At 72.5% G+C, this 23,322-nt stretch carries 21 protein-coding genes and 4 tRNA genes; 11 read left to right on the forward strand and 14 right to left on the reverse strand.

The window, feature by feature from the left end; translation table 11 throughout:
• Positions 1-96: 96 nt before the first annotated feature.
• Positions 97-1,008 carry an Lrp/AsnC family transcriptional regulator gene (locus ABD340_RS01940; protein ID WP_344586564.1) on the forward strand — a complete coding sequence of 304 codons (912 nt, stop codon included), beginning with the start codon at positions 97-99 and terminating at the stop codon, positions 1,006-1,008.
• 108 nt (positions 1,009-1,116) lie between these two features.
• On the opposite strand, the gene ABD340_RS01945 is transcribed toward ABD340_RS01940, so the two are convergent.
• The 6 genes from ABD340_RS01945 to ABD340_RS01970 are packed head-to-tail and all read right to left on the reverse strand — an operon-like array spanning position 1,117 to position 6,412.
• Complete coding sequence (locus ABD340_RS01945) at positions 1,117-2,328, reverse strand: cytochrome P450 (protein ID WP_344586565.1); 1,212 nt, start codon at positions 2,326-2,328, stop codon at positions 1,117-1,119.
• Positions 2,329-2,359: 31 nt separating this feature from the next.
• Complete coding sequence (locus tag ABD340_RS01950) at positions 2,360-3,559, reverse strand: cytochrome P450 (RefSeq protein ID WP_344586566.1); 1,200 nt, start codon at positions 3,557-3,559, stop codon at positions 2,360-2,362.
• The gene (locus ABD340_RS01955; RefSeq protein ID WP_344586568.1) at positions 3,556-4,164 is read right to left on the reverse strand and encodes a GTP-binding protein; all 609 of its coding nucleotides are present in this window, start codon (positions 4,162-4,164) and stop codon (positions 3,556-3,558) included. Before ABD340_RS01955 ends, ABD340_RS01950 begins: the two co-directional genes overlap by 4 nt.
• On the reverse strand, positions 4,142-4,495 hold the full coding sequence (locus tag ABD340_RS01960; RefSeq protein ID WP_344586570.1) for a DUF742 domain-containing protein: 354 nt from the start codon (positions 4,493-4,495) through the stop codon (positions 4,142-4,144). The genes ABD340_RS01955 and ABD340_RS01960 overlap by 23 nt, the downstream gene beginning before the upstream one ends.
• A gap of 46 nt (positions 4,496-4,541) precedes the next feature.
• Positions 4,542-4,961, reverse strand: coding sequence for a roadblock/LC7 domain-containing protein (locus ABD340_RS01965; RefSeq protein ID WP_344586572.1), 420 nt, complete (start codon positions 4,959-4,961; stop codon positions 4,542-4,544).
• Positions 4,958-6,412: a sensor histidine kinase gene (locus ABD340_RS01970; RefSeq protein ID WP_344586574.1), complete on the reverse strand. Its 1,455-nt coding sequence runs from the start codon at positions 6,410-6,412 to the stop codon at positions 4,958-4,960. The genes ABD340_RS01965 and ABD340_RS01970 overlap by 4 nt, the downstream gene beginning before the upstream one ends.
• Positions 6,413-7,041: 629 nt before the next feature.
• Here ABD340_RS01970 and ABD340_RS01975 point away from each other — a divergent pair.
• Positions 7,042-8,010, forward strand: coding sequence for a helix-turn-helix transcriptional regulator (locus ABD340_RS01975; RefSeq protein ID WP_344586575.1), 969 nt, complete (start codon positions 7,042-7,044; stop codon positions 8,008-8,010).
• A gap of 211 nt (positions 8,011-8,221) precedes the next feature.
• Here the strand turns inward: ABD340_RS01975 and ABD340_RS01980 are convergent, their stop codons facing one another.
• From ABD340_RS01980 to ABD340_RS02000, 5 genes are all read right to left on the reverse strand, one after another.
• A complete protein-coding gene (locus tag ABD340_RS01980; protein WP_344586576.1) occupies positions 8,222-9,826 on the reverse strand; it encodes a Na+/H+ antiporter in 1,605 nt (534 codons plus the stop codon).
• A 44-nt stretch (positions 9,827-9,870) separates the two neighbouring features.
• Positions 9,871-10,758, reverse strand: coding sequence for a LysR family transcriptional regulator (locus ABD340_RS01985; RefSeq protein WP_344586577.1), 888 nt, complete (start codon positions 10,756-10,758; stop codon positions 9,871-9,873).
• Between the two features lie 84 nt (positions 10,759-10,842).
• Positions 10,843-12,411, reverse strand: a complete 1,569-nt coding sequence (locus ABD340_RS01990) for an MFS transporter (RefSeq protein ID WP_344586578.1) — start codon at positions 12,409-12,411, stop codon at positions 10,843-10,845.
• A complete protein-coding gene (locus tag ABD340_RS01995) occupies positions 12,411-12,674 on the reverse strand; it encodes a ubiquitin carboxyl-terminal hydrolase 14 (RefSeq protein ID WP_344586579.1) in 264 nt (87 codons plus the stop codon). Before ABD340_RS01995 ends, ABD340_RS01990 begins: the two co-directional genes overlap by 1 nt.
• Before the next feature lie 62 nt (positions 12,675-12,736).
• Positions 12,737-13,771 (reverse strand): GDP-mannose 4,6-dehydratase, encoded by a 1,035-nt coding sequence (locus ABD340_RS02000; protein WP_344587134.1) that lies wholly within the window; start codon positions 13,769-13,771, stop codon positions 12,737-12,739.
• A gap of 213 nt (positions 13,772-13,984) precedes the next feature.
• On the opposite strand from ABD340_RS02000, the gene folP reads away from it, so the two are divergent.
• Complete coding sequence (folP, locus tag ABD340_RS02005; protein ID WP_344586580.1) at positions 13,985-14,845, forward strand: dihydropteroate synthase; 861 nt, start codon at positions 13,985-13,987, stop codon at positions 14,843-14,845.
• 75 nt (positions 14,846-14,920) lie between these two features.
• Here the strand turns inward: folP and ABD340_RS02010 are convergent, their stop codons facing one another.
• Positions 14,921-15,478, reverse strand: coding sequence for a CGNR zinc finger domain-containing protein (locus ABD340_RS02010; RefSeq protein WP_344586581.1), 558 nt, complete (start codon positions 15,476-15,478; stop codon positions 14,921-14,923).
• 153 nt (positions 15,479-15,631) lie between these two features.
• Positions 15,632-16,204 (reverse strand): hypothetical protein, encoded by a 573-nt coding sequence (locus ABD340_RS02015; protein WP_344586583.1) that lies wholly within the window; start codon positions 16,202-16,204, stop codon positions 15,632-15,634.
• A 461-nt stretch (positions 16,205-16,665) separates the two neighbouring features.
• Here ABD340_RS02015 and ABD340_RS02020 point away from each other — a divergent pair.
• The 4 genes from ABD340_RS02020 to ABD340_RS02035 all read left to right on the forward strand — a co-directional run bounded on the left by ABD340_RS02020 (position 16,666) and on the right by ABD340_RS02035 (position 17,096).
• Positions 16,666-16,737: transfer RNA gene (locus ABD340_RS02020), tRNA-Trp, on the forward strand.
• A gap of 15 nt (positions 16,738-16,752) precedes the next feature.
• Positions 16,753-16,823, forward strand: a tRNA-Ala gene (locus ABD340_RS02025).
• An 81-nt stretch (positions 16,824-16,904) separates the two neighbouring features.
• Positions 16,905-16,976, forward strand: a tRNA-Gly gene (locus ABD340_RS02030).
• Between the two features lie 37 nt (positions 16,977-17,013).
• Positions 17,014-17,096 (forward strand) — tRNA-Ser (locus ABD340_RS02035).
• Between the two features lie 87 nt (positions 17,097-17,183).
• Here ABD340_RS02035 and ABD340_RS02040 read toward each other — a convergent pair.
• A complete protein-coding gene (locus ABD340_RS02040; protein ID WP_344586584.1) occupies positions 17,184-18,500 on the reverse strand; it encodes a pyridoxal phosphate-dependent aminotransferase in 1,317 nt (438 codons plus the stop codon).
• 159 nt (positions 18,501-18,659) lie between these two features.
• Between ABD340_RS02040 and ABD340_RS02045 the strand changes: the two genes are divergently transcribed.
• The 4 genes from ABD340_RS02045 to ABD340_RS02060 all read left to right on the forward strand — a co-directional run bounded on the left by ABD340_RS02045 (position 18,660) and on the right by ABD340_RS02060 (position 23,271).
• The gene (locus tag ABD340_RS02045; protein WP_344586585.1) at positions 18,660-19,586 is read left to right on the forward strand and encodes a LysR family transcriptional regulator; all 927 of its coding nucleotides are present in this window, start codon (positions 18,660-18,662) and stop codon (positions 19,584-19,586) included.
• Between the two features lie 249 nt (positions 19,587-19,835).
• Positions 19,836-20,510: a VC0807 family protein gene (locus ABD340_RS02050; RefSeq protein WP_344586586.1), complete on the forward strand. Its 675-nt coding sequence runs from the start codon at positions 19,836-19,838 to the stop codon at positions 20,508-20,510.
• Positions 20,511-20,730: 220 nt separating this feature from the next.
• A complete protein-coding gene (locus ABD340_RS02055; RefSeq protein ID WP_344586587.1) occupies positions 20,731-21,879 on the forward strand; it encodes a L,D-transpeptidase in 1,149 nt (382 codons plus the stop codon).
• Between the two features lie 207 nt (positions 21,880-22,086).
• The gene (locus tag ABD340_RS02060) at positions 22,087-23,271 is read left to right on the forward strand and encodes a L,D-transpeptidase (RefSeq protein ID WP_344586588.1); all 1,185 of its coding nucleotides are present in this window, start codon (positions 22,087-22,089) and stop codon (positions 23,269-23,271) included.
• The last annotated feature ends 51 nt before the right edge of the window (positions 23,272-23,322 follow it).

A 23,322-nucleotide genomic window follows, 5' to 3' on the forward strand; every position in this document is an offset into this window, starting at 1 on the left:
ACGAGCAAGATCAATATTTGACGACGGACCGTCCCGAAATGGAATGATCTTGCAATTGTCAGCTAAACGAGTCATCGCACCCCGAGGAGGAGAGCCGTGCTGGATGCGGTCGACGCCGTGCTCGTCCGCGAGCTCCAGCGGGATGGCAGGGCGACGTTCCAGGCCCTCGCCGACCGGGTGGGGCTGTCCCGCACGGCCGTGCGGGCACGGGTGCAGAACCTTCTCGAGACCGAGGTCGTCCGCGTCGTGGGCATCGTGCACGCCGCGGTCGTCGGAGCGGAGGCCATCGGGCACGTCTCGGTCACCGTGGACGGCTCGGCCCGCAAGGTCGCCGCGGCCATCGCCGAGCGCCCGGCGGTCAGCTTCACCGCGCTGACCGCGGGACCCCACGACCTGGTCGCGCAGGTGCGCACCCGCGACGACGGCACGCTGGCCGCCGAGGTGGACCACATCCGCACCGTCAGCGGGGTCCGCTCGGCGGAGGTGTTCCGCTCGGTCGCCACCGTGCGCGACACCCACGCCGTCGTACGGGAGCTCGGCGACATCGCCCTGGACGACATCGACTGGCGGCTGCTGCAGGAACTGCAGCGCGACGGCCGCGCGCCCTACACCAGGCTGGCCCACATCATCGGCCTCTCCCAGGCCGCCACCCGCGCCCGCGTGGTGAGGCTGATGCGCTCGGGCGTCATCCAGGTGACGGGGCTGGCCGACCCGCTGGCCCTGGGCGCCGCCGAGCTCGGCGGGTTCGGGCTCGTGGTCACCGGCGGCCTGCGGCGCGTCGCCGAGGCCGTGGCCGCGCAGGAGGGCGTGCGCTACCTGGCGACCGGCTTCGGCCGGTACGACATCGTCGGCCAGGCGGAGGCGCCCTCGCGCGCGGAGATGGTGGCGGTACTGGACGCCATCCGCGCCGTCCCGGGCGCCACCGTGCGCGAGTCGTGGCACCACCTGGACGTGGTCAAGGAGTCCTACGCCGTCGAGCTGCCGGACAAGCCCCTCAACGGAGCCTGAGGCACGCCCGGCGAGAGCCGTGCCCCGGGCGCCACCGCGCAGATGCGGTGGCGCCCGGAGCCGCAACTGCCTGGGCGGCGCTTTCTGGGCTGGGAACGCGATACGGCGTCAGGCCGATGGCGGGAAGCGGACGGGCAGCTCCATCATCGCCCGGTGGAACGGCCCCGGACGCCACCGGATCTCCTCCACCGGCACGGTCGGCTCCACCCCGGGGATCCGGTCCAGGAGCCGCTCGATGGCGGCCGAGGCGATGAGGCGGGCGTGTCCCTTGGCCGGGCAGGTGTGCGGTCCGGCGCTCCAGGCCAGGTGCGCGCGGTTGCCCACCCGGCTGCCGGTGGCCCGGCTCGGGTCGGTGTTGGCGGCGGCGAAGCTGATCACCACCGGCTGGTCGGCCGGCAGCCGCGTCCCCGCGAGGTCGACGTCGCGGAGGGGGTAGGTCACCCCGTAGTTGGCCATCGGCGGATTGGTCCACAGGACCTCGTCGAGCGCGTCCTCGATCGGCAGGCTGCCGCCCGACAGCTCGCCGCCGAACCGCTCGTCGGCCAGCAGCAGCAACAACGCGTTGGCGATGAGGTTCTGCTCCGGCTCGGTCCCCGCCCCTATCATGACGATCAGCTGGTGTGCCATCTCCTCGTCGGTCAGCCGCGCCGGATGCGCCATCATCCAGGACGCCACGTCCGCGCCGGGCTCCCGGCGTTTGAGCATGACCAGCTCGAACACGGCCTCGGAGAGGACCTTGTTGGCCTCCTCGGCGTTCTCGGCCTCGAAGATGCCGCTCATGCCGCGGCCCAGCCGCTCGCCGATCCCGGCCGGGCAACCGAGCATCTCGTTGAACACCAGCTGCGGCAGCCGCCGCGCGAAATCGCCGACCAGGTCGGCCTCGCCCGCACCGGCGAACTCGTCCAGCAGCAGGTCGGCGGCCCGCTCCACCGATTCCCGCAGCGCCCCCGGATCCAGCCGCGACAGCGCACCGCTGACGGCCGAGCGCAGCCGCGCGTGCACCTCGCCGTCGGTGAACAGGCAGTTGGGGCGCGACTGCATCATCGGCAGCACGGGGCAGTCGGACGGGACGGTCTTCTCCCACCGGCTCGGGTCCTTGGGGAATGTGCCTGGATCGCGCAGCACCTCCAGCGCCGTGTCGTAGGCCAGCACCAGCGTCGCGGGGTAGCCGGGGGCCAGCTCGACCGGCGCGACCGGGCCGTGCCGGCGCATCTCTTCGTAGACGGCCTGCGGGGCGTCGGCGAAGTCGGCACCGTACATCGGGACGGGGGCTCGCGGCGGCTGCGAGGGGTCGTCCGGACCTGAGGGAGGAGGGGGCATGTTTCTTAACGCCTTTCCGGCACGTCCAGGCTCAGAAGCGGACGGGAAGCGCGGTCAGGGAACGGTGGATCGGTCCCGGACGCCATCGCAGCTCCGCGGGGTCGATCGCCACCTCCATGTCGGGGAACTGGTCCAGCAGCCGCTCGATGGCCACCGAGGCGATCAGCCGGGCGGGGCGCTTGGCCGGACAGGTGTGCGGCCCGGCCCCCCAGGCCAGGTGCGCGCGGTTGCCCACCCGGCTGCCCGTGGCGCGGCTCGGGTCGGTGTTGGCGGCGGCGAAGCTCACCAGGACGGGCTGGTCGGCGGGCAGCCGCGCCCCGGCGAAGTCGGTCTCGCGGACCGGGAAGCTGAACCCGAGGTTGGCCAGGGGCGGGTCGGTCCACAGGATCTCGTCCAGGGCGTCCTCGATGGCCAGGTTGCCGCCCGACAGGTCGCCGGCGAACCGGTCGTCGATCAGCAGGAGGCGCAGCCCGTTGGCGATGAGGCTGTGCTGCGGCTCGACGCCCATGCCTATGACGAGCGCGATCTGGTCCATCATCTCCTGGTCGGTCATCCGCGCCGGATGCGCCATCATCCAGGACGCCACGTCCGGGCCCGGCTCCCGCCGCTTGAGCATCACCAGATCGGCCAGTGCCTGGCCGAGCATCTTGTTGGCCTCGTCGGCGTGCTCCACGTCGATGACCCCGCTCAGCGCGACGATCACCCGCTGGGCGAGTTCGGGCGGGCAGCCGAACAGCCGGGTGAACACCTGGGCCACCAGCACCCGGGCGTACTCGCCGACCAGGTCGGCCTCGCCCCGCGGGCCGAGCGAGGCGATCAGCTCGTCGGCGGTCTCCTCGACATGCCGGCGCAGGTCGATGACGTCGATCCGCGCCAGGGAGTCCTGCAGCGCCGAGCGCAACCGCGAGTGCCGCTCGCCGTCGGCGTAGAGGCAGCTGGGGCGGTAGCCGAGGACCGGCTTGAGGGGACAGTCCTCGGGGACGGTCTTCTCCCAGGCCCGACCGTCCTTGGGGAAGCTCCCGGGGTCGCGCAGCGCCTCCAGCGCGGCGTCGTACCCGAGGATCAGCGTCGCCTCGACGCCCGGTGACAGCTCCACCGGCACCGCCGTGCCGCGGTGGCGCATCCCGTCGTACACCCGCTGCGGGTCGGCGGCGAAGTCCTCCCCGTACAGGGGCACGTGGCCCTGCGGGCAGCCAGGTCCTTCGGGGGACGACGGTGTTTCGGCGGTCACGCGGACTCCTGGTCGAGGGTGAGGAGGTGGTCGACGAGGGCGATCAGCGCCTTGGCGGAGGAGGCGTGGTCGCGGGCGTCGCAGACGACGAGCGGGGTGGTGGGCAGCAGGTCCAGCGCCTCCCGGATCTCCTCGTCGGGGAACACCGGGGCCTGGTCGAACTGGTTGACGGCCACCGCGTACGCCAGCCCGTAGGACTCCAGCAGGTCCATGACCTCGAACGACTGCTCCAGCCGCTCGGTGTCGACGAGCACGAGCGCGCCCAGCGCGCCGCGCGCCAGATCGCTCCACATCTGCTTGAAGCGATGCTGCCCCGGCGTGCCGAACAGGTAGAGCACCAGGTGGTCGCTCAGGGTCAGCCGGCCGAAGTCCATCGCCACGGTCGTGGTCGTCTTGTCGCGGACCCCGGCCAGGTCGTCGATGATCGCCCCCGCCTGCGTCATGCGCTCCTCGGTCCTCAGCGGGCGGATCTCCGACAGCGTGCCGACGAAGGTGGTCTTGCCGACCGCGAAGTGCCCCACGATGAGCAGCTTCGCCGCGGTGCGCACGGTGTCGGGCAGGTAGTCGGGCGAAGCGGACGCCTCAGAGACGGGCGCGGAGTCCATCGAGCACCTCCTGGAGGATCTCGGTCCGGGAGAGCCGGGCTGCCGGGCCCGGCGCGCGGGTGGTGATGTGGCCGCTGTCCATGAGGTCCGACAGCAGCACCCGGGTGACCCCCACGGGCAGCTTGAGGTGGCCGGCGATCTCGACGACCGACAGCGCGCCGCCGCGGCAGAGCGTCACGATGCGGCGCTCCTCGGGGCTCAGCCCGGCCAGCTGGTCGCGGATGGCCACCACCAGCGTCACCAGGTCGAAGACGTTGCGGGTCGGGTGCGCCCGGCCGCCGGTCACCACGTGCGGCCGGACCAGCGCCCGCTCGTTCTTGCGCGGGGTCATGCGTTGCGCCTCCCGACCTCCGGCGCCCCCCGGCCAAAGCCGGCCGTCATGACGCCGGCCCGTGCCGCGGCGGCGAGGTGAGCTCCTTGCCCAGCCGCTGCACCAGCTCCTGCAGCCGGAACGCGACGGCCTCCATGTCCACCCGCGGACTCGCCGACACCGCCAGGTACGCGCCGGGTCCGGCCGCGACCAGGAACACGTAGCCGTCGTCGAACTCGGTGATCGTCTGCCGCCAGGTGGTGTCCGAATCGCCGCAGAACTCGGCGGTGCCGCGGGCCAGTGACTGCAGCCCGGCCATCCCGGCGGCCTGCCGTTCGGCCTCGTCCCGGCCGATCCGCTCGGAGTGGGCCATGAGCAGCCCGTCGGCCGACAGCAGGATCGCGTACCGGGTCTCGGGCATCCGCAGCGTCTCGTCGAGCATCCAGCCGAGTTTGTTGTCCCCCGGGTGGTGCGTGAGCTCGTTCATGGCCGCTGGTCCTCTCCTTCTGCTGCGCGCGCGTCGTCGGACTCGGGCGCTCCCTCGGACGGTGCCGCTGGGCGGCCGGTCGGTGCGGCGGTGCCGTCGGACGGTGTGGCGGCGCGGCCGGAACGGGTGCCGCGCTGCCAGGCGCCCAGCCCGGCCGCAGTGTCCTTCGCCGGCCGGGCGGGCTCGGCGGGACCGTCGCCCTCGGGCTGGAACGTCTCGGTGGACTCCACGCGGCGCCGCTTGGGCAGCCCTCCCGCCGTCTTGGTCGCGCCGGCGGCGGTCCGCGGCGCGGGCGGGTCGCCGGCCGCGCGGGCGGCTCCGGCGGAGGGCGTCGCGGTGGTCTTGGCGGCGCGCCCGGCGGTGCGCGCGGACGAGTCGCGCGCCGAACCGCTCCGCGACGGCGCGTTGGACGACGACTGGGACTGGGGGGCGGGCTCGTCGTCGGTCGGGACGGTGGTGATCAGGACGCTGGGCAGGAACACCACGGCGCGCACGCCGCCGTACGGGGACCGGGTGTCCACCGAGACGGTGAACCCGTACCGCGCCGCCAGCACGCCGGCCAGCGCGAACCCGATCTGCGGCGGGTCGCCGAGCTGGTTGATGTCCAGCGTGCCGAGCCCGCTCAGCAGCCGGCTCGCGTGCGCCAGCTCCTCGGCGTCCATCGCCACCCCGGCGTCATCGATCATGATCGCCACGCCGTTGTGCGTGGTCTGCACGTTGACCTCGACGGAGGTGTCGGGCTGGGAGTGCCGGGCGGCGTTGTCGAGCAGCTCGGCCAGTACGAGCACGACGGGCTCGACGGCACGGCTGACCACCGCCGCGTTCACCGGAGAGTGGACCCGCACCCGCAGGTAGTCGCGGATCCGCGAGGTGGCGCCGCGCACCACGTCGCTCAGCGACGATGCCGAGCGCTGCTGCCCGGGCCACGAGCCGGAGAGCACCGCGGTGGCCTGCGCGCGCCGGCCGAGCTGGGCGTTCATGTGGTCCAGCCGCAGCAGGTCCTCCAGCATGTCGGGGTCGTCGTGCCGCTCCTGCATGGTGGTGATGGCCAGCTGCTGCTCGTTGGCCAGGCTCTGCACGCCGCGCATGGTGGACCGCAGCGTGGACTTGGCGGCCTGGTCGGTGCGGGCCCGCACCGTTTCGACGGTGCTGGAGAACACCTCCATCAGCTCTTTGATGCCGCGCTCGTAGGACGGGCCGAGCTGCCGCGGGTCGTGCAGCGGCCCCGAGACGGTCACGGAGGGGTTCTGCAGTGACTCCATCAGCTCTGGCAGGCGCGTGGCGGCCAGGTGGCGGATCTCTTCGTCGCGTCGTGTCAGGCCGTCGGTCAGTGTGGCGTTCTGCCGGCGCAGGACCTGGGTGACCTGGCGCTGGCGGAACAGCAGCACGCCGAAGGCGCCCAGGCCGGCCAGCGAGCAGACGATCGCCAGGGCCAACAGGAATTGCTCCATCGGGTCCTCGAGAACAGGCGGTGCGGATGGGACGGGGGAGGGCTGGGCCGGGCGCCCGGAGGCTCCGGGGGACGGCGTGGTGCGAGGGCGCGCACGCGGAACGTCCGGCCTGCCTGCGGGGGCGGCCGGACGCTGCGGTCAGCGCGGCGGCGACGTGGTCGTCCGGGGCCTCGTCAGGATCGTCGCGGGACCCCGGCCCGTGCCGGCGGGCTCGCGCCGCGGGCGTCGCAAGCGCGGGCGTGATCGGTCTTTGGGGTCATCGCGGCATTCCTTTAGTAACGTCCTGAACATGGTGCACAATGCCCTTTATGTCCGAAATCTCCCCAAAAGAGATGACTACCCAGGGGATTCGGACGGGGGCGGTTTGCAGACGATAGGACGCCCGGAGTCGTGGGACTTGCGTTCGTGCGCATAAAATTTGTCGTGGAGCGCAGGAGGCCCTGAGGGTATCTACGGATTCATCGTTAGACGCCCGAAGTGAACGTCGTTCGGGTTTCGGTTAGCGACGGTCCGGATCCGGCCACGTTCCGCGCCGTTGCCCGTACGGGCCGCAGGCGCGTGTATTAGTCTGCCGCCGAAGCCGCCGTTCAAGCAGGGCGGATGTCGGAGGATGTCGGAGGGTGTCGTCGGTGGCCGAGGGAGCCAACGCCGTGGAGGCGTCACCGGCGGCGTTCACGTCCGGAGCGGCCCCAATACCCCAGAAACGGCCCGGCCTGAGAAGCGACGGCACCGTCCCGCATGACCGCCTGGGCCACCCCTGCTCCTGCACCGGCGGCCACCGGGGCCGGAGCGCCCGCCGCGGCGCCGCCACGTACCAGATCGTCGAGTTCCGGCCCGAGCAGCCCGCACGCGTGCTGCGCCTCCTCTACGGCGAGACCGACGAGGACCACCGCCTCCTGCTGCTCCTGGACGGGCGGCTCGCGCTGCGCCAGAGCGGCGCGGAGATCCTCGTCGCACGCGGCGCCGGGGGCCTGTTCACGGCGGCCGAGCCGTTCGAGTTCGTCCAGGAGGCGCCCGCCCGGGGCCTGCTCATGACCATTCCCGCGCACGAGGCGCGCGGCCGGCTCGAACGCCCGCCCTCCCGGCTCGACCTCACCACCGGTCTCGGCCACGTGGTGCAGGGCATGGTCATCAACGTGCACGGCGAGCGCGGCCGCCTCACCGCCCACCAGTTCGACGTCGTCTGCGACCGCATCGTCGAGCTGCTGTGCATGCTCGCCTACTGCGATGACCGGCCCGAGGCCCCCGGCAACCTGGCCGAGGTCGAGTCGATGGTGCGCCGGTACGTCCGCGCCCACGCCGCCGACCCCGAGCTGAACGGCGCCGTCGTCGCCAGGGAGCTCGGCTGGTCCCTGCGCCAGGTGCAACTGGCCCTGCAGCACGCCGGCACCACGCCGCGCGAGCTGATCAGGGAGGAACGGCTGCGGCTGGTGCGCGACCGCCTGCACAGCCGCCGCCACCGGCACATGACCATCACCGAGCTGGCCCTCTCCTCGGGCTTCTCCTCCGTCAGCGCCCTCAGCACCGCCTTCCGGCAGCGCTACGGAGTCAGCCCCCGCGAGCTACGCCACGAAACCGCCCGCCCCCAGGTCTCCTAGGGGCCACTCTCGAAGTGGCCTCAGGTACCGCGCGAGCGCGTTACCTGGCCGGTGGGGGCGATGCCGGAGGCGAGCATCATCGGGCAGATCGCGAAGCGATGTCGCGCTCGCACCAAGCCCGGTCAGGGTGCGAGCCGGCAGGCGAGCAGCCTGGGCCGGGATTCACAGCCCGCCAGGCGAGCGCCCTGGGCCGGGGCTGCGAAAACACGGCCTAGCCGCGGCTGAGCGCGGCCTCCTCCAGGTCGAGCTCGTGCAGGACGCGGTTCAGGACCTCGTCGTCGATGCGGCGCGCGTTGCGCATCTCGATGAACACCTGGCGCTCGGCGGCCAGCATCTCCCGGCGCAGCCGCCGGTAGGTCGTCGTCGGAACCTCCGCACCCTCCGGTCCGGTGCCGCCGCCGAGCCGTTCCCAGGCCTTGAGCTGCCGGTGCTCGGCCAGCTGCCGCAGCCGCTCCACCACCGTCTCGTCCGGCGGCGCGGGCTCCTCGGCGAGCAGTTCGTCCAGACGGCGCAGCGCGGCGTTGGCGGCGGCGTGCTGCGCGCCCGCCTCCGACACCGTGTCGGTGTAGCGCTCCCGGTCGCCGGCGACGCCCAGCCGGCGGATCAGCATCGGGAACGTCAGGCCCTGCACCAGCAGCGTCGCCAGGACCGTGGTGAAGGTCAGGAACAGGATCAGGTCGCGACCCGGGAACGGCCGGCCCGACTCGCCCGCCAGCGGGATCGCGAACGCGGCCGCCAGCGACACCACCCCGCGCATCCCGGCCCAGGAGATGACCACCTGGCCCCGCCAGTCGACGCCCTCCTCTCCGCGCCGGGCCGACGGCGAGGTCAACCGCAGGACGGAGGAGGTGGGGAACACCCACAGGAACCGGGCGGCGACCACCACGCCGAAGATCGCGGCCGCCCACCAGGCCAGCTCCGTCCACGGGTGCTCGGACAGCCCGTCCACCACCGGCGGCAGCTGCAGGCCGATGAGCAGGAAGACCACCGACTCCAGAATGAAGATCGCGACCTTCCAGAAGGAGTGCCCGATCAGCCGGGTCACCGCCGCCGACTCGGACGACCGGTGCCCCAGGTACAGCCCGCTCACCACCACCGCGATCACCCCGGACGCGTGCAGCGCCTCGGCGGTCAGGTACGCGCCGAACGGAGTCAGCAGCGTCACCGAGTTCTCCACCACCGGATCGCGCAGCCGGGTCCGCAGCCAGTGCAGCGCCGGCCCCAGCACCAGGCCCACCGCGCAGCCCAGCGCCGACGCGATCAGGAACCGCTCCAGCCCGTCCAGCATCGTGAAGCCCGCGCCCGCCGCGGCGGCCACCGCCACCCGGAACAAGGTCAGCGCGGTGGCGTCGTTGAACAGGCTCTCCCCGACCAGGATCGTCACCAGCCGGCGCGGCAGGCCCAGCCGCCGCGCCACGCTCACCGCCGCCACCGCGTCCGGCGGCGCCACGATCGCGCCCAGCGCGAACGCCGCCGCCAGCGGCAGCTCGGGGATCAGCGCGTGCGCCGCGTAGCCCACCGCGACCGTGGTGAACAGCACCAGCCCGACCGACAGCAGCCCGATCGACGCGGTGTTCTCCCGCAGGTTGACGTACGAGCTCTCCCAGGCGGCCGCGAACAGCAGCGGCGGCAGGAAGAAGAAGAGCACGAACTCGGGGTCGAGCTCGAACGTCGGCACCCCCGGCACGTACGAGATCAGCAGACCCGCGATCACCAGTACCAGCGGCGCCGACAGCCCGGCCCGCCGGGACGCCGCCGCCACCAGCAGCGCGCTGAGCGGCACCGCCAGCAGCCACAGGGCGTGAGTAGCCTCCACTCCCCGAATAATGGCACGTCCGGCCGCCGCGCGCCGGGGCCGGGTCAGGGGTGGTCGCGCACCCGCGACTCGCGGGCGGTCTCCTTCGCGAACGCGAGGAAGTCGCGCGCCACCGGCGGCAGCTGGCGATGCGCGTGCACCAGCCCGATCAACCGGGTGATCGGCGGCATGAACGAGCGGACCGCCAGCCCCCCGGTGTCCTCGAGCTGGTTGCGATACCACAGCAGCGAGCCCATCCCCGCCCGCACCCAGCCCAGCCAGGCCCCCCGCTCGTCCGACTCCACCGCCGGGACCGGCTTGGCGCCCACCCGGTCCAGGATCGCGTCGATCTCCGCGCGCCGGGCGCTGCCCCGGGCCGGCAGCACCAGCCGCATCCCGTCCAGCGCGGTCAGCGGCAGCGGCTCGCGCAACCGCAGCCCCGGCGGCGAGATCAGCACCACCTCGCGCTGCTCGAATGGATGGGCGGCCAGATCCCCGGGCACCGGCAGGTCGGTCACCGCCAGATCGGCCCGGCCCGCGCGCAGCGCCGCCGCCACCGACTCCCGGCCATCGCAGCGGATCACCCGGACCCGCACAGCCGGCTGGTCGCGGGCGAACCGCGGGATCAGCCGGCCGGTCAGCTCCGGCTCCAGGGACGCGGTGGCGGCGATGCGCAACTCGGCCCCGCGGCCGTTGGCGCGCGATACCGACAGGCCCTCGATCGCGTCGACCGCGTCCAGCGCCACCCGCGCCTGCCGGACCACCTGCTCGCCGACCGCGGTCAGCACCACGCCCCGGCCGGAACGGGCGAACAGCTCCACGCCCAGCTCGCGCTCCAGCTCCCGCACGGCGCGGGAAAGGGCAGGCTGTGCGACGTAGAGCGCCTGGGCCGCCGACGTCATCGTGCCGTGGTCGGCGGTGGCCACGACATACCGCAGCTGCCGCAGATTCATGCCCTGACCGTATGCCAACCCGCTCACCGGGTCCTGGACATAGCCGGAATCGGACCAGGGATTTGCCCGCCCCGGCCGCGACGGTCAGGACCGGCGGTCATGCCCGGACGCGTCCCCGATCTGCGCCGCGTCCGGCTCCAGGGGCGGGGCACCGACCGCGCAGTGCATCTTGCAGCAAGGCTTCTGCTCCTCCGGCGCGGTGCGCAGCGCGTCGTCGCCGACCGTGAAGAAGCTGAGCACCGCGCCCAGCGCCAGCAGCACCGCGCACACCGGCATCGCCACGCCGAAGCCGGCGGAGAACGCGGCCGGATCGTCGTAGGCGTCCCCGGTCAGCCCGGCCAGCGGCGGGATCGCCGCCACCGCCAGCAGCCCCGCCGCCCGCGCCACCGCGTTGTTGACGCCGCTGGCCACGCCCGCGTGCCGCGCGTCGGCGGTGGCCAGGACGGTGGCGGTCAGCGGCGCGACCACCGCCGACAGGCCCAGCCCGAACACCAGCACGGCGGGCAGGACGTCGCGGACATAGGACGCGCCCGTCCCGATCCGGCCGACCAGCAGCATGCCGCCCGCCGCCACCAGCAGCCCCAGCGTCATCGGCAGCCGCGGCCCGATCCGCTGCGCCAGCGCCCCCGCCCGCGAGGACAGCAGCAGCATCAGCACCGTCACCGGCAGCAGCGCGGTGCCCGCCGCCACCGCCGAGAACCCGGACACCACCTGCAGGTTCAGCACGAACAGGAAGAACATCACGCCCATCCCGCCGTACACGACGAAGGTCACCCCGTTGACGGCGGAGAACTCCCGGGAGGCGAAGACGTTCAGTGGCAGCATCGGCCGCGGCGCCTCCCGCGCCGCACGGCCGCCGCGCCCCGCGCGCAACCGGATCCGGCCACGGCCCCGCCCCCGGGCGCGCTCGACGAAGACGAACCCGGCCGCCGCCGCCAGCCCGAGCACCGCCGCCGCGCCGACCAGCGCCGAATCGGCGGTGGCCGCGGGCGCCTCCGTCAGCGCGTAGGTCGTCCCGGCCAGTGCCAGTGCCGCCAGCGCCGCGCCCATGACGTCGAACCGGCCGCGCGCCTCCGGATCCACGCTCTCCGGCACGTGCCGGAGAGCGACCAGCACCACGACCGCCACCAGCGGCAGGTTCAGCAGGAACACCCAGCGCCAGCCCGCCTCCACCAGCCAGCCCCCGGCGAACGGTCCGATCGCCCCCGCCACCCCGCCCAACCCCGACCAGGCCCCGACCGCCCGGGGCCGGTCGTCCGGGACGAACGCCGCCTGGATGATCGCCAGCGAGCCCGGGGTGAGCAGCGCCCCGCCGACGCCCTGCAGGGCCCGCGCCGCCACCAGCGTCCCGACGTCCTGCGCGGCGCCGCACAGCAGCGAGGCCAGCGCGAACCAGACCGCCCCGATCACGAACACCCGGCGGCGGCCGAAACGGTCCCCGAGCGAGCCGCCGAGCAGGATGAACCCGGCCAGGGTGAGGGTGTAGGCGTTCACCGTCCACTGCAACCCGGCCATGTCGGCGTCCAGGTCGCGGGCCAGCCGGGGCAGCGCGACGTTGACCACGGTGGCGTCCAGCGCCGCGACGCTGGACCCGAGGACCGTGGCCAGCAGGATCCAGCGGCCGGGCGGGGTGCCCAGCCGCACCGCGGCCATCAGACGATCAGTTCGTCGACGAAGCACCACCGCCAGTCCTCGCCCGGCTCGAACGAGCGGACGATCGGGTGGCCCGTCCCTTGGTGGTGCGCGGTGGCGTGCCGCATCGGCGAGGAGTCGCAGCAGCCCACATGCCCGCAGCCCAGGCACAGCCGCAGGTGCACCCACCGGCCGCCCTCGGCCAGGCACTCCTCGCAGCCCTGCGGGGTGCGCGGCGACGGGTCACTGTCCGGCAATGTCTTCACATGCTCACAGGTGCCCATGCCTGCATCGTGCCACGCCGGCGGTCAATCCATCACCAACGATCCGGCCGCCGCCACCGGGATCACCAGTGATCGGGACTGAACGGCTCGTCCTCGGGCCGGGCCGACTCCGAGAGCAGCCGCATGTCCGACTCCGCCATCATGTTCACCAGCGACTCGAAGCCGACCTCCGGCTCCCAGCCGAGCTGCTCGCGGGCCTTCTTCGGGTCCGCGCACAGCAGGTCGACCTCGGCCGGACGGGTGTACTTGTCGTCCAGGACGACATGCTCCTCCCAGTCCAACCCGACCGTCCGGAACGCGAACTCCACCAGGTCGCGCACCGACTGCGTCTTGCCCGTCCCGATCACGTAGTCCTCGGGGGCGTCCTGCGCCAGCATCAGCCGCATCGCCCGCGCGTAGTCGCCCGCGAACCCCCAGTCGCGGCGGGCGTCCAGATTGCCCAGCCGCAGCTCCTCGGCCAGCCCCAGCTTGATCCGGGCCGCCCCCAGGGTCACCTTCCGGGTCACGAACTCGGCCCCGCGGCGCGGCGACTCGTGGTTGAACAGGATCCCGCTGACCGCGAACATCCCGTACGACTCGCGGTAGTTCTGCGTGATGTAGTGCCCGTAGGTCTTGGCCACGCCGTAGGGGCTGCGGGGGTGGAACGGCGTCTTCTCGTTCTGCGGGGTCTCCCGGACCATGCCGAACATCTCCGACGACGACGCCTGGTAGAAGCGGATCTGCTCGCCGCCGGGCGTGCGGGACGTGCTGACGCCCGACACCACCCGGATCGCCTCCAGCATCCGCAGCACGCCCATCCCGGTGACCTCGGCCGTCAGCTCGGCCTGCTGCCAGGACATCGGCACGTAGGAGATGGCGCCCAGGTTGTACACCTCGTCGGGCCGGACCCGCTCCACCGCGGAGATCAGGCTGCCCTGGTCGAGCAGGTCCCCGGTGGTGATCCGGACCTCGCCGACGTGCTTGCGCAGCCGCGAGACGTGCGGGTTCGCCTGACCCCGCACCAGGCCCCAGACCTCATACCCTTCGGCGAGCAGGTGTTCGGCGAGGTACGAACCGTCCTGCCCGGTGATGCCGGTGATGAGCGCTCGCCTGGACAGCGGATCCTCCATGGCTGATAGATCAGACGACGGCCTCCCCGCGCGGCCCGGGCCCGCGGCGAGTGTGAAATCCGAGGTTAGCGACCACTCGTGCGAACTGACGAGGGAGGGCGCCGTTTGATCCGAATTTGTTTCGGGTTCACCGTCCCGCGTCCCGGCCGGGCCGCGTGGAACGTGGCGGACGGGGCGCCGTTGTGCCAACGTGTGGACATCATGGAAGTTCCTGAGGCGCCGCTCCGGCTGGGCGGCCGGGAGCTGGGCCGGCACGCGATCATGGCCGTGGTCAACCGTACCCCCGACTCCTTCTTCGACCGCGGCGCGACCTACGGCTTCGACGCCGCGCTGGCCGCCGTGGACCGCGCCGCCCGCGAGGGCGCCGACATCGTCGACATCGGCGGGGTCAAGGCCGGTCCGGGCGACGAGGTCGACGTGGCCGAGGAGCTGCGCCGGGTGGTGGACGTGGTCGCCGCCGTCCGGGACCGGCATCCGGAGATCATCATCAGCGTGGACACCTGGCGGGCCGAGGTGGGGGAGGCGGTCGCCGCCGCCGGCGCCGATCTGCTCAACGACACCTGGGGCGGCCCCGACCCGCGGCTGGCGGAGGTCGCGGCCGCGCACGGCGTCGGGCTGGTCTGCGCGCACGCGGGCGGGCTGGACCCGCGCACCCGGCCGCACCGGGTGGCCTACGACGACGTGGTGGCCGACGTGATCGGGCACGTGCTCGCCGAGGCCGAGCGGGCCGAGGCCCTGGGGGTGCCGCGCGAGTCGATCCTCATCGACCCCGCGCACGACTTCGGCAAGAACACCCGGCACTCGCTGGAGATCAGCCGGCGGCTGGACGAGCTGACCGCCACCGGCAGGCCGGTCCTGGTCGCGGTGTCCAACAAGGACTTCATCGGCGAGACCCTCGGCCAGCCGGTCGCGAAGCGCGGCGTGGGCACGATGGCCGTGCTGGGCGTCTCGGCCTGGCTGGGCGCCCGGGTGTTCCGCGTCCACGACGTCGCCGGGGCCCGCCATGCCCTGGCCGCCGTTGACGCTCTGGGCCGGGACGTCCCGGCGGTGCCCGGCCCGTAGCGGTTCACGGAGCCGGTCGGTTCAGTGCCGGACGGTTCAGCGGCAGATCGTGCCGGTTCGTTCAGTGCGGTTCGTTCAGTGGGCGGCCTCGCGCTGGCGGGCGCGGTAGGCGGCCACGTGCATGCGGTTCCCGCAGGTGCGGCTGTCGCAGTAGCGGCGGCAGCGGTTGCGGGACAGGTCCACCAGGACGCGTGAGCAGTCCGGCGCCTCGCACGTGCGCAGCCGGTCCAACTCGCCCGCCGACACCACGTAGGCCAGCGCCATCCCGCAGTCGGCCGCCAGATGCTCGGCCAGCGGCGCGCCCGGCGCGAAGAAGTGCACGTGCCAGTCGTACCCGTCGTGGTCGCTGAGATGGGGGGTGGCCCGCACCGCGCCGATGATCTCGTTGATCAGCCGGACCGCGCTGAGCTCGTCCGGGGCGTCGAACACCGCGCGGAACCGGTCCCGCTGCTCGCGGAACTCGGCCACGTCGCGGCCGGTCACCTCGCGCACGTCGCTGAACCGGCGCCGCACCAGGAAGGCGCGCAGCTCCTCCGGGCCGGCCAGGCCCTCCACGCCGGCCGCCGCGGGCCCGGTATTGATCAGGTCGACGACGACAGCGAGCGCGTGCTCGGTGTCATGAGTGAAGATCACGGTGACTCCAGTATGGGGACCGGGCGGCCGGACCCGGCGGTGCCGGATGCCGCTCGCGGTTCGTCTTCACCATATGACGCTGCGCCCACACGGCGCCCCCAGGACGCCTCAGCGGGCGCCGATTCGTGCCGGGACGCGGCACCGCGAGGGCGGTCAGCGCGAGTAGTGGGGATCGGCGACCACGGGGTAGAAGGCGCCCTCATGCTGCACCCGCATCGTGATGACCTGGCCCTCGAGCGCGTAGTCGGCCTTCACCTGCCGGAACATCGAGTCCGACGCCCACGGGTTGTACAGCCGGCCCACCGTGGCGCCGTACCGCAGGTGGACGACGTCGTAGCCGCCCGACGGCATGCTCTCCAGGGCCAGCCCGTCGGCCAGCGACAGCGGGAAGCGGAACTCGCCCGGCGCGTCCGGCCCGTGGATCACCGTCAGCAACCGCACCCCGCTGGCGGTGGTCTGCGCGACGATGTCGGTGTCGACGTCCACGCCCACGAACACCCGCAGGCTCGGCCGCAGCACCTGGGCGACCGTGTCGGCCGCCGTGACGTCGATGCCGATGTGGATGCGCTGGCCGTCCTTGGTGGGTACCCAGACCCCGTCGCGGGCGCGCTGCCCCCAACCCACGTCGGGGTTCTCCAGTTCCTGGGGCTCGTTCTTGCCCCGGGCGACGAGAACCCGCGAGGCGGCGTTCATCGCCGCGGCAGCCCCATCCTGTGCGTGCCTCATGGCGGGCCCCCTCGCCTTCCAACCATCACGAGCGTGACGACGTAATCATCCGGGTCTATCACGGGGACGAGCGGCAGGACGCCCGTTGGCCTGCACCGGTTCGCTGAGCGGTGGTCACCCCGTGCGACGTTGGACCTTACACCACGCTTATTTCGGACGGTCAGGCGCATCCAGGGAGATGGCCCTTTCCGAGGGTGCTCACGGAGTGTGCTCGCGAGGACCACGGCGGACCGGGACGGCCGCGCCGTGATCGCCGCCGCCGGGACCGTCCGGGCGCCCGTCCACGCCCCGGCGCGTGCGCGGCGCGCGCGGGAACGCAACTCCCGGTCGTGCCGGCGGAGCCGCCGCGCCCGCCGCCGCCCCGGCTCCCGCCGGGGCCGGGAAAAATGCATTGCGTCCGCCCTCGAACCACCGCATGATTATGGACATCGAACAGAACGGAAACGCGAAAGAACGCGCGAAGGGGTGAGCCACCGGTTAGGCGGCTGGTCTCCAAAACCAGCGAAAAGTAGGTTCGACTCCTACCACCCTTGCTGAAAGATCCATCCGGGCTTGTGGTGTAACGGGAACACTTCTGTCTTGCACGCAGACGATCAGGGTTCGATTCCCTGCGGGTCCACCGGCCGGTCCTCCCCGCCGACCGCCCTCGCCAGGCGGTCGGCGGGGGACCGGTGAAAAGGTCCGGCGGCCGCCGGACCGCGCCGTAGAAGCCTTTCCGGTGAGGCACCAGACTTCCAATCTGGAGAATCGGGTTCGAATCCCGGCTACGGCTCGTCCACGGCCCGTGCCCCGGTGCGGGCGATGCCCCGGGAGGGTTGGCCGAACGGTAAGGCAGCAGTTTCGAAAACTGTCGTTGAGGTAACTCATAGGGGTTCGAATCCCTTACCCTCCGCGCATCGGCGCCGGCTCCGGTCCTCCCGCGGGAGGACCGGAGCCGGCGCCGTTCGCGCGTCGGGACGTGCCCGCCGCGGCCCTTGAATCAGCCCGCCAGCGCGGGCGCCAGCGTGTGGCCGGAAGCGGCCTTGAGATCGGCGAGCACCTCCGTCAGCCGGTTCAGGCCGGAGGCGATCCAAGGCAGGGACACCGGATCGGCGTCCGCGAGAGCGGTCAGGCGCTGCTCGTCGGTGTCCCCGTACAGCAGGCTCGTCGCCACCCGCATCCGCAGGGCATCGGCGGGCTCCCCGAAGGCGGAGGCCGGCAGGACTCCCACCCCGTAACGATCCAGAAGCAGCGTGCACAGTTCCGCGCCGGTACGGACGCCGTGCGCCTCGCGAAGGTGATCGCGCAATGGGGCGAAGTCCGGGTAGACGTAGAAGGCCGCCTCCGGTTCCCGCACCCGCGCCCCCGCCTCGGCGAACCGGCGGGCCACCGCGCCGGTCACGGCGGCGTGCAGGCGGCGGCTGCGGTCGATGTGCCCGACCAGCTCCGACGGCTCGCCGAAGGCGTACGCGGCGGCGTGCTGCATCGGAGCGGGCGCGCTGGACCACAGCTCGCTGGCGATGCCCAGCAGCCCGTCCCGCAGCTCCCGGCCGAACCGCCCCTCCGGAAGCCTGGCCACCCCCAGCCGCCAGCCGCCCGCCGCCAGGCTCTTGCTCAGCGCGGTCGTCACCACGGTCCGCTCCGGCGCGAACGCGGCCGGGCTCGGCACCGCCCGGGCGGGGTCGTGCAGCAGATCGCGGTAGATCTCGTCCGAGATGATCACCAGGTCGTGCTCGCGGGCGACCGCGCACAGGCGCCGGACCGTCCCCTCGGAGGCCAGCGTGCCGGTGGGGTTGTCGGGCAGGGTGACCACCACGGCCCGGATCGCCCGTCCCGCGGCCCGGGCGCGTACGACCGCGTCCGCCAGCAGCGCCGGATTGGGGACGCCGCCCTCGCCGGGCGGGGTGGCCACCGGGACCGCCCCGGCGCCGGTGATCGCCGCCTGCGCCGCGTACGACACCCAGCTCGGCGCCGGGATGGCGATCTCACCGCCGAGCGCCGTCATCAGCGCGAAGAGCAGCGGCTTGCTGCCCGGCCCGCACACCACCAGGTCGGGGTCGGTGGGCAGACCCCGACGGCCCCAGTACCCGGCGGCCGCCTCGCGCAGCGCAGCCGAGCCGGCGACGGGGCCGTAGGCGCCGCGATCGGCGGCCCCGGCCAGCTCCCGGGTCAGCGCGGGGTGGATCGGGATGCCGGCCTCGCCGAAACCGAGCGCGAGCACCGGTTTCCCCTCGCGTCTCTTGTGAGCGATCGCTTCATTGATGGCGAGCGTGGGGGACAGCGGGACCGGCCGGGCGGACGGGTTCAGGACAGGCATCGCACAACTCCAGGCATGACGAAAGAGGGTGTTCTGTGGGGTGGGAGGGGACGGGAGCCCGATCCCCGAGACGACCCGGCCGGGTTCAACCTTCATGCTGCCCAAGGGCTTAGCATCATCACAAGCGAGTCTCGTCGATGCTGACCGTAAGATGGTGTGATGCTGGAGCTGCGCCGCCTGCGCCTGCTGGCGGAATTCGCCCGCCGCGGGAGCATCGCCGCCACCGCCGCGTCCCTCGGCTACACCCCCTCCGCGGTCTCGCAGCAGCTGGCCGCGCTGGAACGGGAGGCCCGGGTCGCCCTCCTCGACCGCACCGCGCGCAGCGCCGAGCTGACCGACGCCGGGCGCCGCCTGGCCGAGCGCGCCGAGGAGATCCTGGTCCTGGTGGAGGCCGCGGAGACCGAGCTGTCCTCGCAGGCCGACACCCCCATGGGACGGGTGGTGGTCACCGCCTTCCCCACCGCCGCCGTCGCCTTCGCCCCCGCCCTGGCGCACAGCCTGCGCGACCACCCCGACCTGACGTTCGTGCTCCGCCAGACCACGCCCGGCGACGGGATCCGCCAGGTGCAGAGCGGCGAGGTCGACATCGCCCTGGTCGACGACTGGACCGGCAAGCTCCCCGACCAGTCGCCCGCCGCGCTGAAGTTCTTCCACCTGCGCCGCGACCCGCTGGTGCTGGCCGTGCCCGAGTCCCACCCCATGTCCGAACCCCACCAGCAGGTCGACCTGCAGAAGCTGCGCGAGGAGCCGTGGATGGCCGCGCCGCCCGGCGAGCCGTCCCGGCAGGCGGTGGAACGCCTGCTGGACACCGTGGGCGGCGCCCGTCCCGTCCCGTGGGAGTTCGAGGGGCTGCACACCATCCTGAGCCTGGTCGCCAGGGGCATCGGGATCACCGCGATCCCGGCCCTGGCGCTGGCGGCCGGCGACCAGGGCGTCGCCGTGCGGCGCATCCCCGACTGCGTGCTGGCCCGGGAGGTGTACGCGGTGACCCGGGTCGCCAGCGTGCGCAGGCCCTCGGTGGCGGTGACCCTGCGCGCGATCTACGCGGCGGCCAGGGAGGTCCAGCCCGCCCCGCCGGAGGACTGACCGGGATGGTTCAACCGTGGCCGCAAACGGCCCCGGCCCGCACCGCGGCGCGGCCCGATCCGAACTACCCGGCGACCCGCCCCGGGATCGGCCCGGGGCGTGAGATCGACCACGGTGAGGACGTCGGGGAGGCCAGCGCATATGGCATCGGAGGGCGATCTCGGGCGAAGTGGGGCGGCGGAACGAGGATCTTCACGTACGGTGGAGCGAGTCCCCGCCCCCGCCCCCGCCCCAGGAGTCCCGCCGCAGATGGACCGCACGCCCCAGCACGGATTCGAGCTGCCGCGGCTGACCATCATGCTCCGGCACGCGCTGCCCCGCTTCGTGGAGGGCGTGATCGCCCCGGTCGCGGTCTTCTACGCCGCGTTCGCGCTGCTCGGCCTGAACGGTGCCCTGGTCGCGGCCGTCTCCTGGGTGTACGGCGGGATCGCCTGGCGCTACTGGCGCGGCCACGGCGTCTCGGCGATGCTCGTGCTGGCCGCGCTGGGCGTCACGGTCCGGGCGGTCCTGGCCGCGGTCACCGGCAGCCCGGTCGTGTACTTCCTGCAGCCCACGCTTGGCACGCTCCTGGTGAGCATGGCCTTCCTGGCCTCGGTGCCGCTGCAGCGCCCGCTGGCCCAGAAGGTGGCCACCGACATGGTGCCGATGCCGGAGGCGTTCCTGAAGCACGCCCGGGTCCGCCAGTTCTTCCTGCGCATCTCGCTGCTGTGGTCGCTGGTCTTCTTCGCCAACGCGCTGTTCAGCCTGTGGATGCTCTTCAACGAGTCGATCGGCGTTTTCCTCTGGGTGCGCACCAGCGTGGTGGCGTTGCTGGGCGCCGCCGCCGTGGCAGTCTCGGTGGCCGGCTTCAGGCGCTGCCTGCGGCACGTGAACGGCGAGGCCGAGCCCGCCCTGGCCGCCGAACCCCGGCCCGCGGCCGCCTGAGCCCGCGGTGCCTTCCGCCGGCTCGGCCGGCCGGCCCAGCAGGAGGTGCCGTCCCGGAGCCGCGGGCGCCGCGCATTGGTCCATGAGAAATCCGATTCGGTCGACCTGAACGGCAACTTTTCCGCCGTATGGGGCGTCTCACAGGGTCGGATGGATTCATCCGACACGGGGTTAACCAGGGGTTTTGGGAGTATTCGTGGGACTTAAAGGTCGTTTCGGCATGGTCGTGTCCGGAGGCGCCGGCGTGGTCCTCGTCCTCACGGCGGCCGGCTGCGGCGGCGGCGGCGAGCAGGGCGAGCTGGCCTCCAACAAGTCGGGCGCGGTGACGATCACGCCGGCCAACGGCACCGCGTCCGTCAAGCCGGACGGGCCGATCGAGGTCCGGGTCGCCGACGGCACGCTGGAGAACGTCACCGTCCAGGGCCAGGGCGTCGCGGTCACCGGGAAGATGGCCGGCGACCGAAAGAGCTGGAAGTCGGACCGGACGCTGTCCCCGGGCGCCTCCTACACCGTCACCGCCCAGGCCCGCCACGACGGCAAGACCAACACCGCGACCAGCACCTTCAGCACGCTCAAGCCCGAGAAGGCGCTGTCGGTGGCCGATGTCACGCCCAGCCTCAAGGGCGAGAAGGTCGGCGTCGGCATGCCGATCATCGTCCGGTTCGACCGGGCGGTGGCCGACAAGGCCGCGGTCGAGCGGGCGCTGCGGGTCACGCCGGAGAAGCCGGTCGAGGGCGCCTGGCGGTGGGTCGGGTCCGACCAGGTGATCTACCGGACGAAGACGTACTGGGAGCCCCACCAGAAGGTCCGCCTCACCGCGAAGCTGGCCGGGCTGAACGCCGGCGGCGGGATGTACGGTGCCAAGGACATCGACCAGACCATCACCATCGGCGCCAAGCAGGTCACCACGGGCGACATCAGCAAGCACCACATGACCGTCACCCGGGACGGCGAGAAGCTGCGCCGGGTGCCGTTCAGCGCGGGCAACGGCACGACCCGCGAGTACACCACCACCAGCGGCGTGCACCTGCTGATGGGCAAGGAGAACCCGGTCACCATGGTGTCGCCGGGCCGCAAGCCGGGCGAGCCGGGCTACTACAAGACCGTGGTCAACTACGGCGTCCGGATCTCCAACAGCGGTGAGTACACGCACGCGATGGCGTCCACCGTCGGCGTGCAGGGCAGTGCGAACGTCAGCCACGGCTGCCTCAACCTCAGCCCGGCCAACGCCAAGTGGTACTACGACATCATGCAGCGGGGCGACGTGATGGAGCTGACCGGAAGCGACCGCGAGCTCGAGCCGTTCAACGGCTGGGGCTTCTACCAGATGCCCTTCGACACCTGGAAGAAGGGCAGCGCCCTCGCCTGATCCTGGCCGGGGCCGGACACGCGCCGGCCCCGGTGGTCCTGGTCGCGGCGACGCTTTGATCTCGATCGGCGGGCAAAGTCTCGGTCGGCACCTCGTCAAGGCCTCTTTGTCGCTAATGTCTCCCTGGTAGCGGCGGGGTTCGGGAGGTTCACGGTGCAGCGGAGGCTTTCCGCAGGGGTTCGGGCGGGCGCGGGTCTGACGGGAGCCGTGCTGCTCCTGGCGACGGCGGCCTGCGGTGGCGGGGACGACGGCGACGGCGTCACCGTCGGGGGCAAGGGCGAGGCCGGCAGCCCGCAGGTGACCGTCTCACCCGGCGACGGCGCGGGCAAGGTCAAGCCCGAGGCCGGTGTCACGGTCACCGCCGCCGGCGGCGTGCTCGAGAACGTCGCGCTCACGCGCAAGGGCAAGCCGGTCGAGGGCACGCTGTCGCCCGACAAGACCAACTGGAAGTCGCGTGGCCTGCGGCCCAGCTCGGAATACCAGGTCACCGCGACCGCCAAGAGCTCGCAGGGCAAGACGACCACGGTCACCAGCAAGTTCTCCACTCTGAAGCCCGCCAACCAGCTGGGCGTCGCCGACATCACCCCGATGCCGGGCGAGACGGTCGGTGTGGGGATGCCGATCATCGTCACGTTCAACCGGGCGGTGCAGGACAAGAAGGCCGTCGAGCAGGCACTCCAGGTCAAGTCGACCAAGCCGGCCACCGGCGCCTGGTTCTGGGCGAGCCCCCAGCAGGTGATCTTCCGCCCGAAGAACGGCGCGTACTGGCAGCCCAACCAGCAGGTCACCTTCTCGGCGAAGCTGGGCGGCGTCAAGTCCGGCGCCGGCACCTACGGCATGGCCGACATCACCCGCCGCTTCACCATCGGCGACTCGCACATCATCACCGCCAGCACCAAGACCAAGCGGCTGGTGGTGAAGAAGAACGGCGTGAAGATCAAGAGCTGGCCGATCAGCGCGGGCAAGGGCGGCCGGGTGGTCAACGGGGTGGACACCTTCCTCACCACCAGCGGTGTCCACCTGACCATGGGCAAGGAGAACCCCGCGGTCATGACCTCGGAGTGGATGGGCGTCGACCCCAAGGACAAGAAGAACGGCGGCTACAAGGAGGTCATCCCGCACGCGGTGCGGATCTCCAACAGCGGCGAGTACATCCACTCGATGGCCTCCACCACTTGGGCGCAGGGCCGGCAGAACGTCAGCCACGGCTGCCTGAACTCCCCGCCCGCCGCCGCCCAGTGGTTCTACAACTGGGCCTACCGGGGCGACATCGTCATCATCACCGGCAGCAAGCGCCGCCTGGACTGGAACAACGGCTGGAGCTTCAACGAGATGCCGTGGGACCGCTGGGTCAAGGGCAGCGCCCTCGACCGCGCCGTGAGCACCGCCTGATCCGGGGCCGCCCCGAGGCACGCACGGAGTTTTACGCAGCGCTTTTACGGA

Origin of the sequence: Actinomadura vinacea (assembly GCF_039532545.1) — a bacterium.
GTDB classification, from domain to species: Bacteria; Actinomycetota; Actinomycetes; order Streptosporangiales; family Streptosporangiaceae; genus Spirillospora; species Spirillospora vinacea.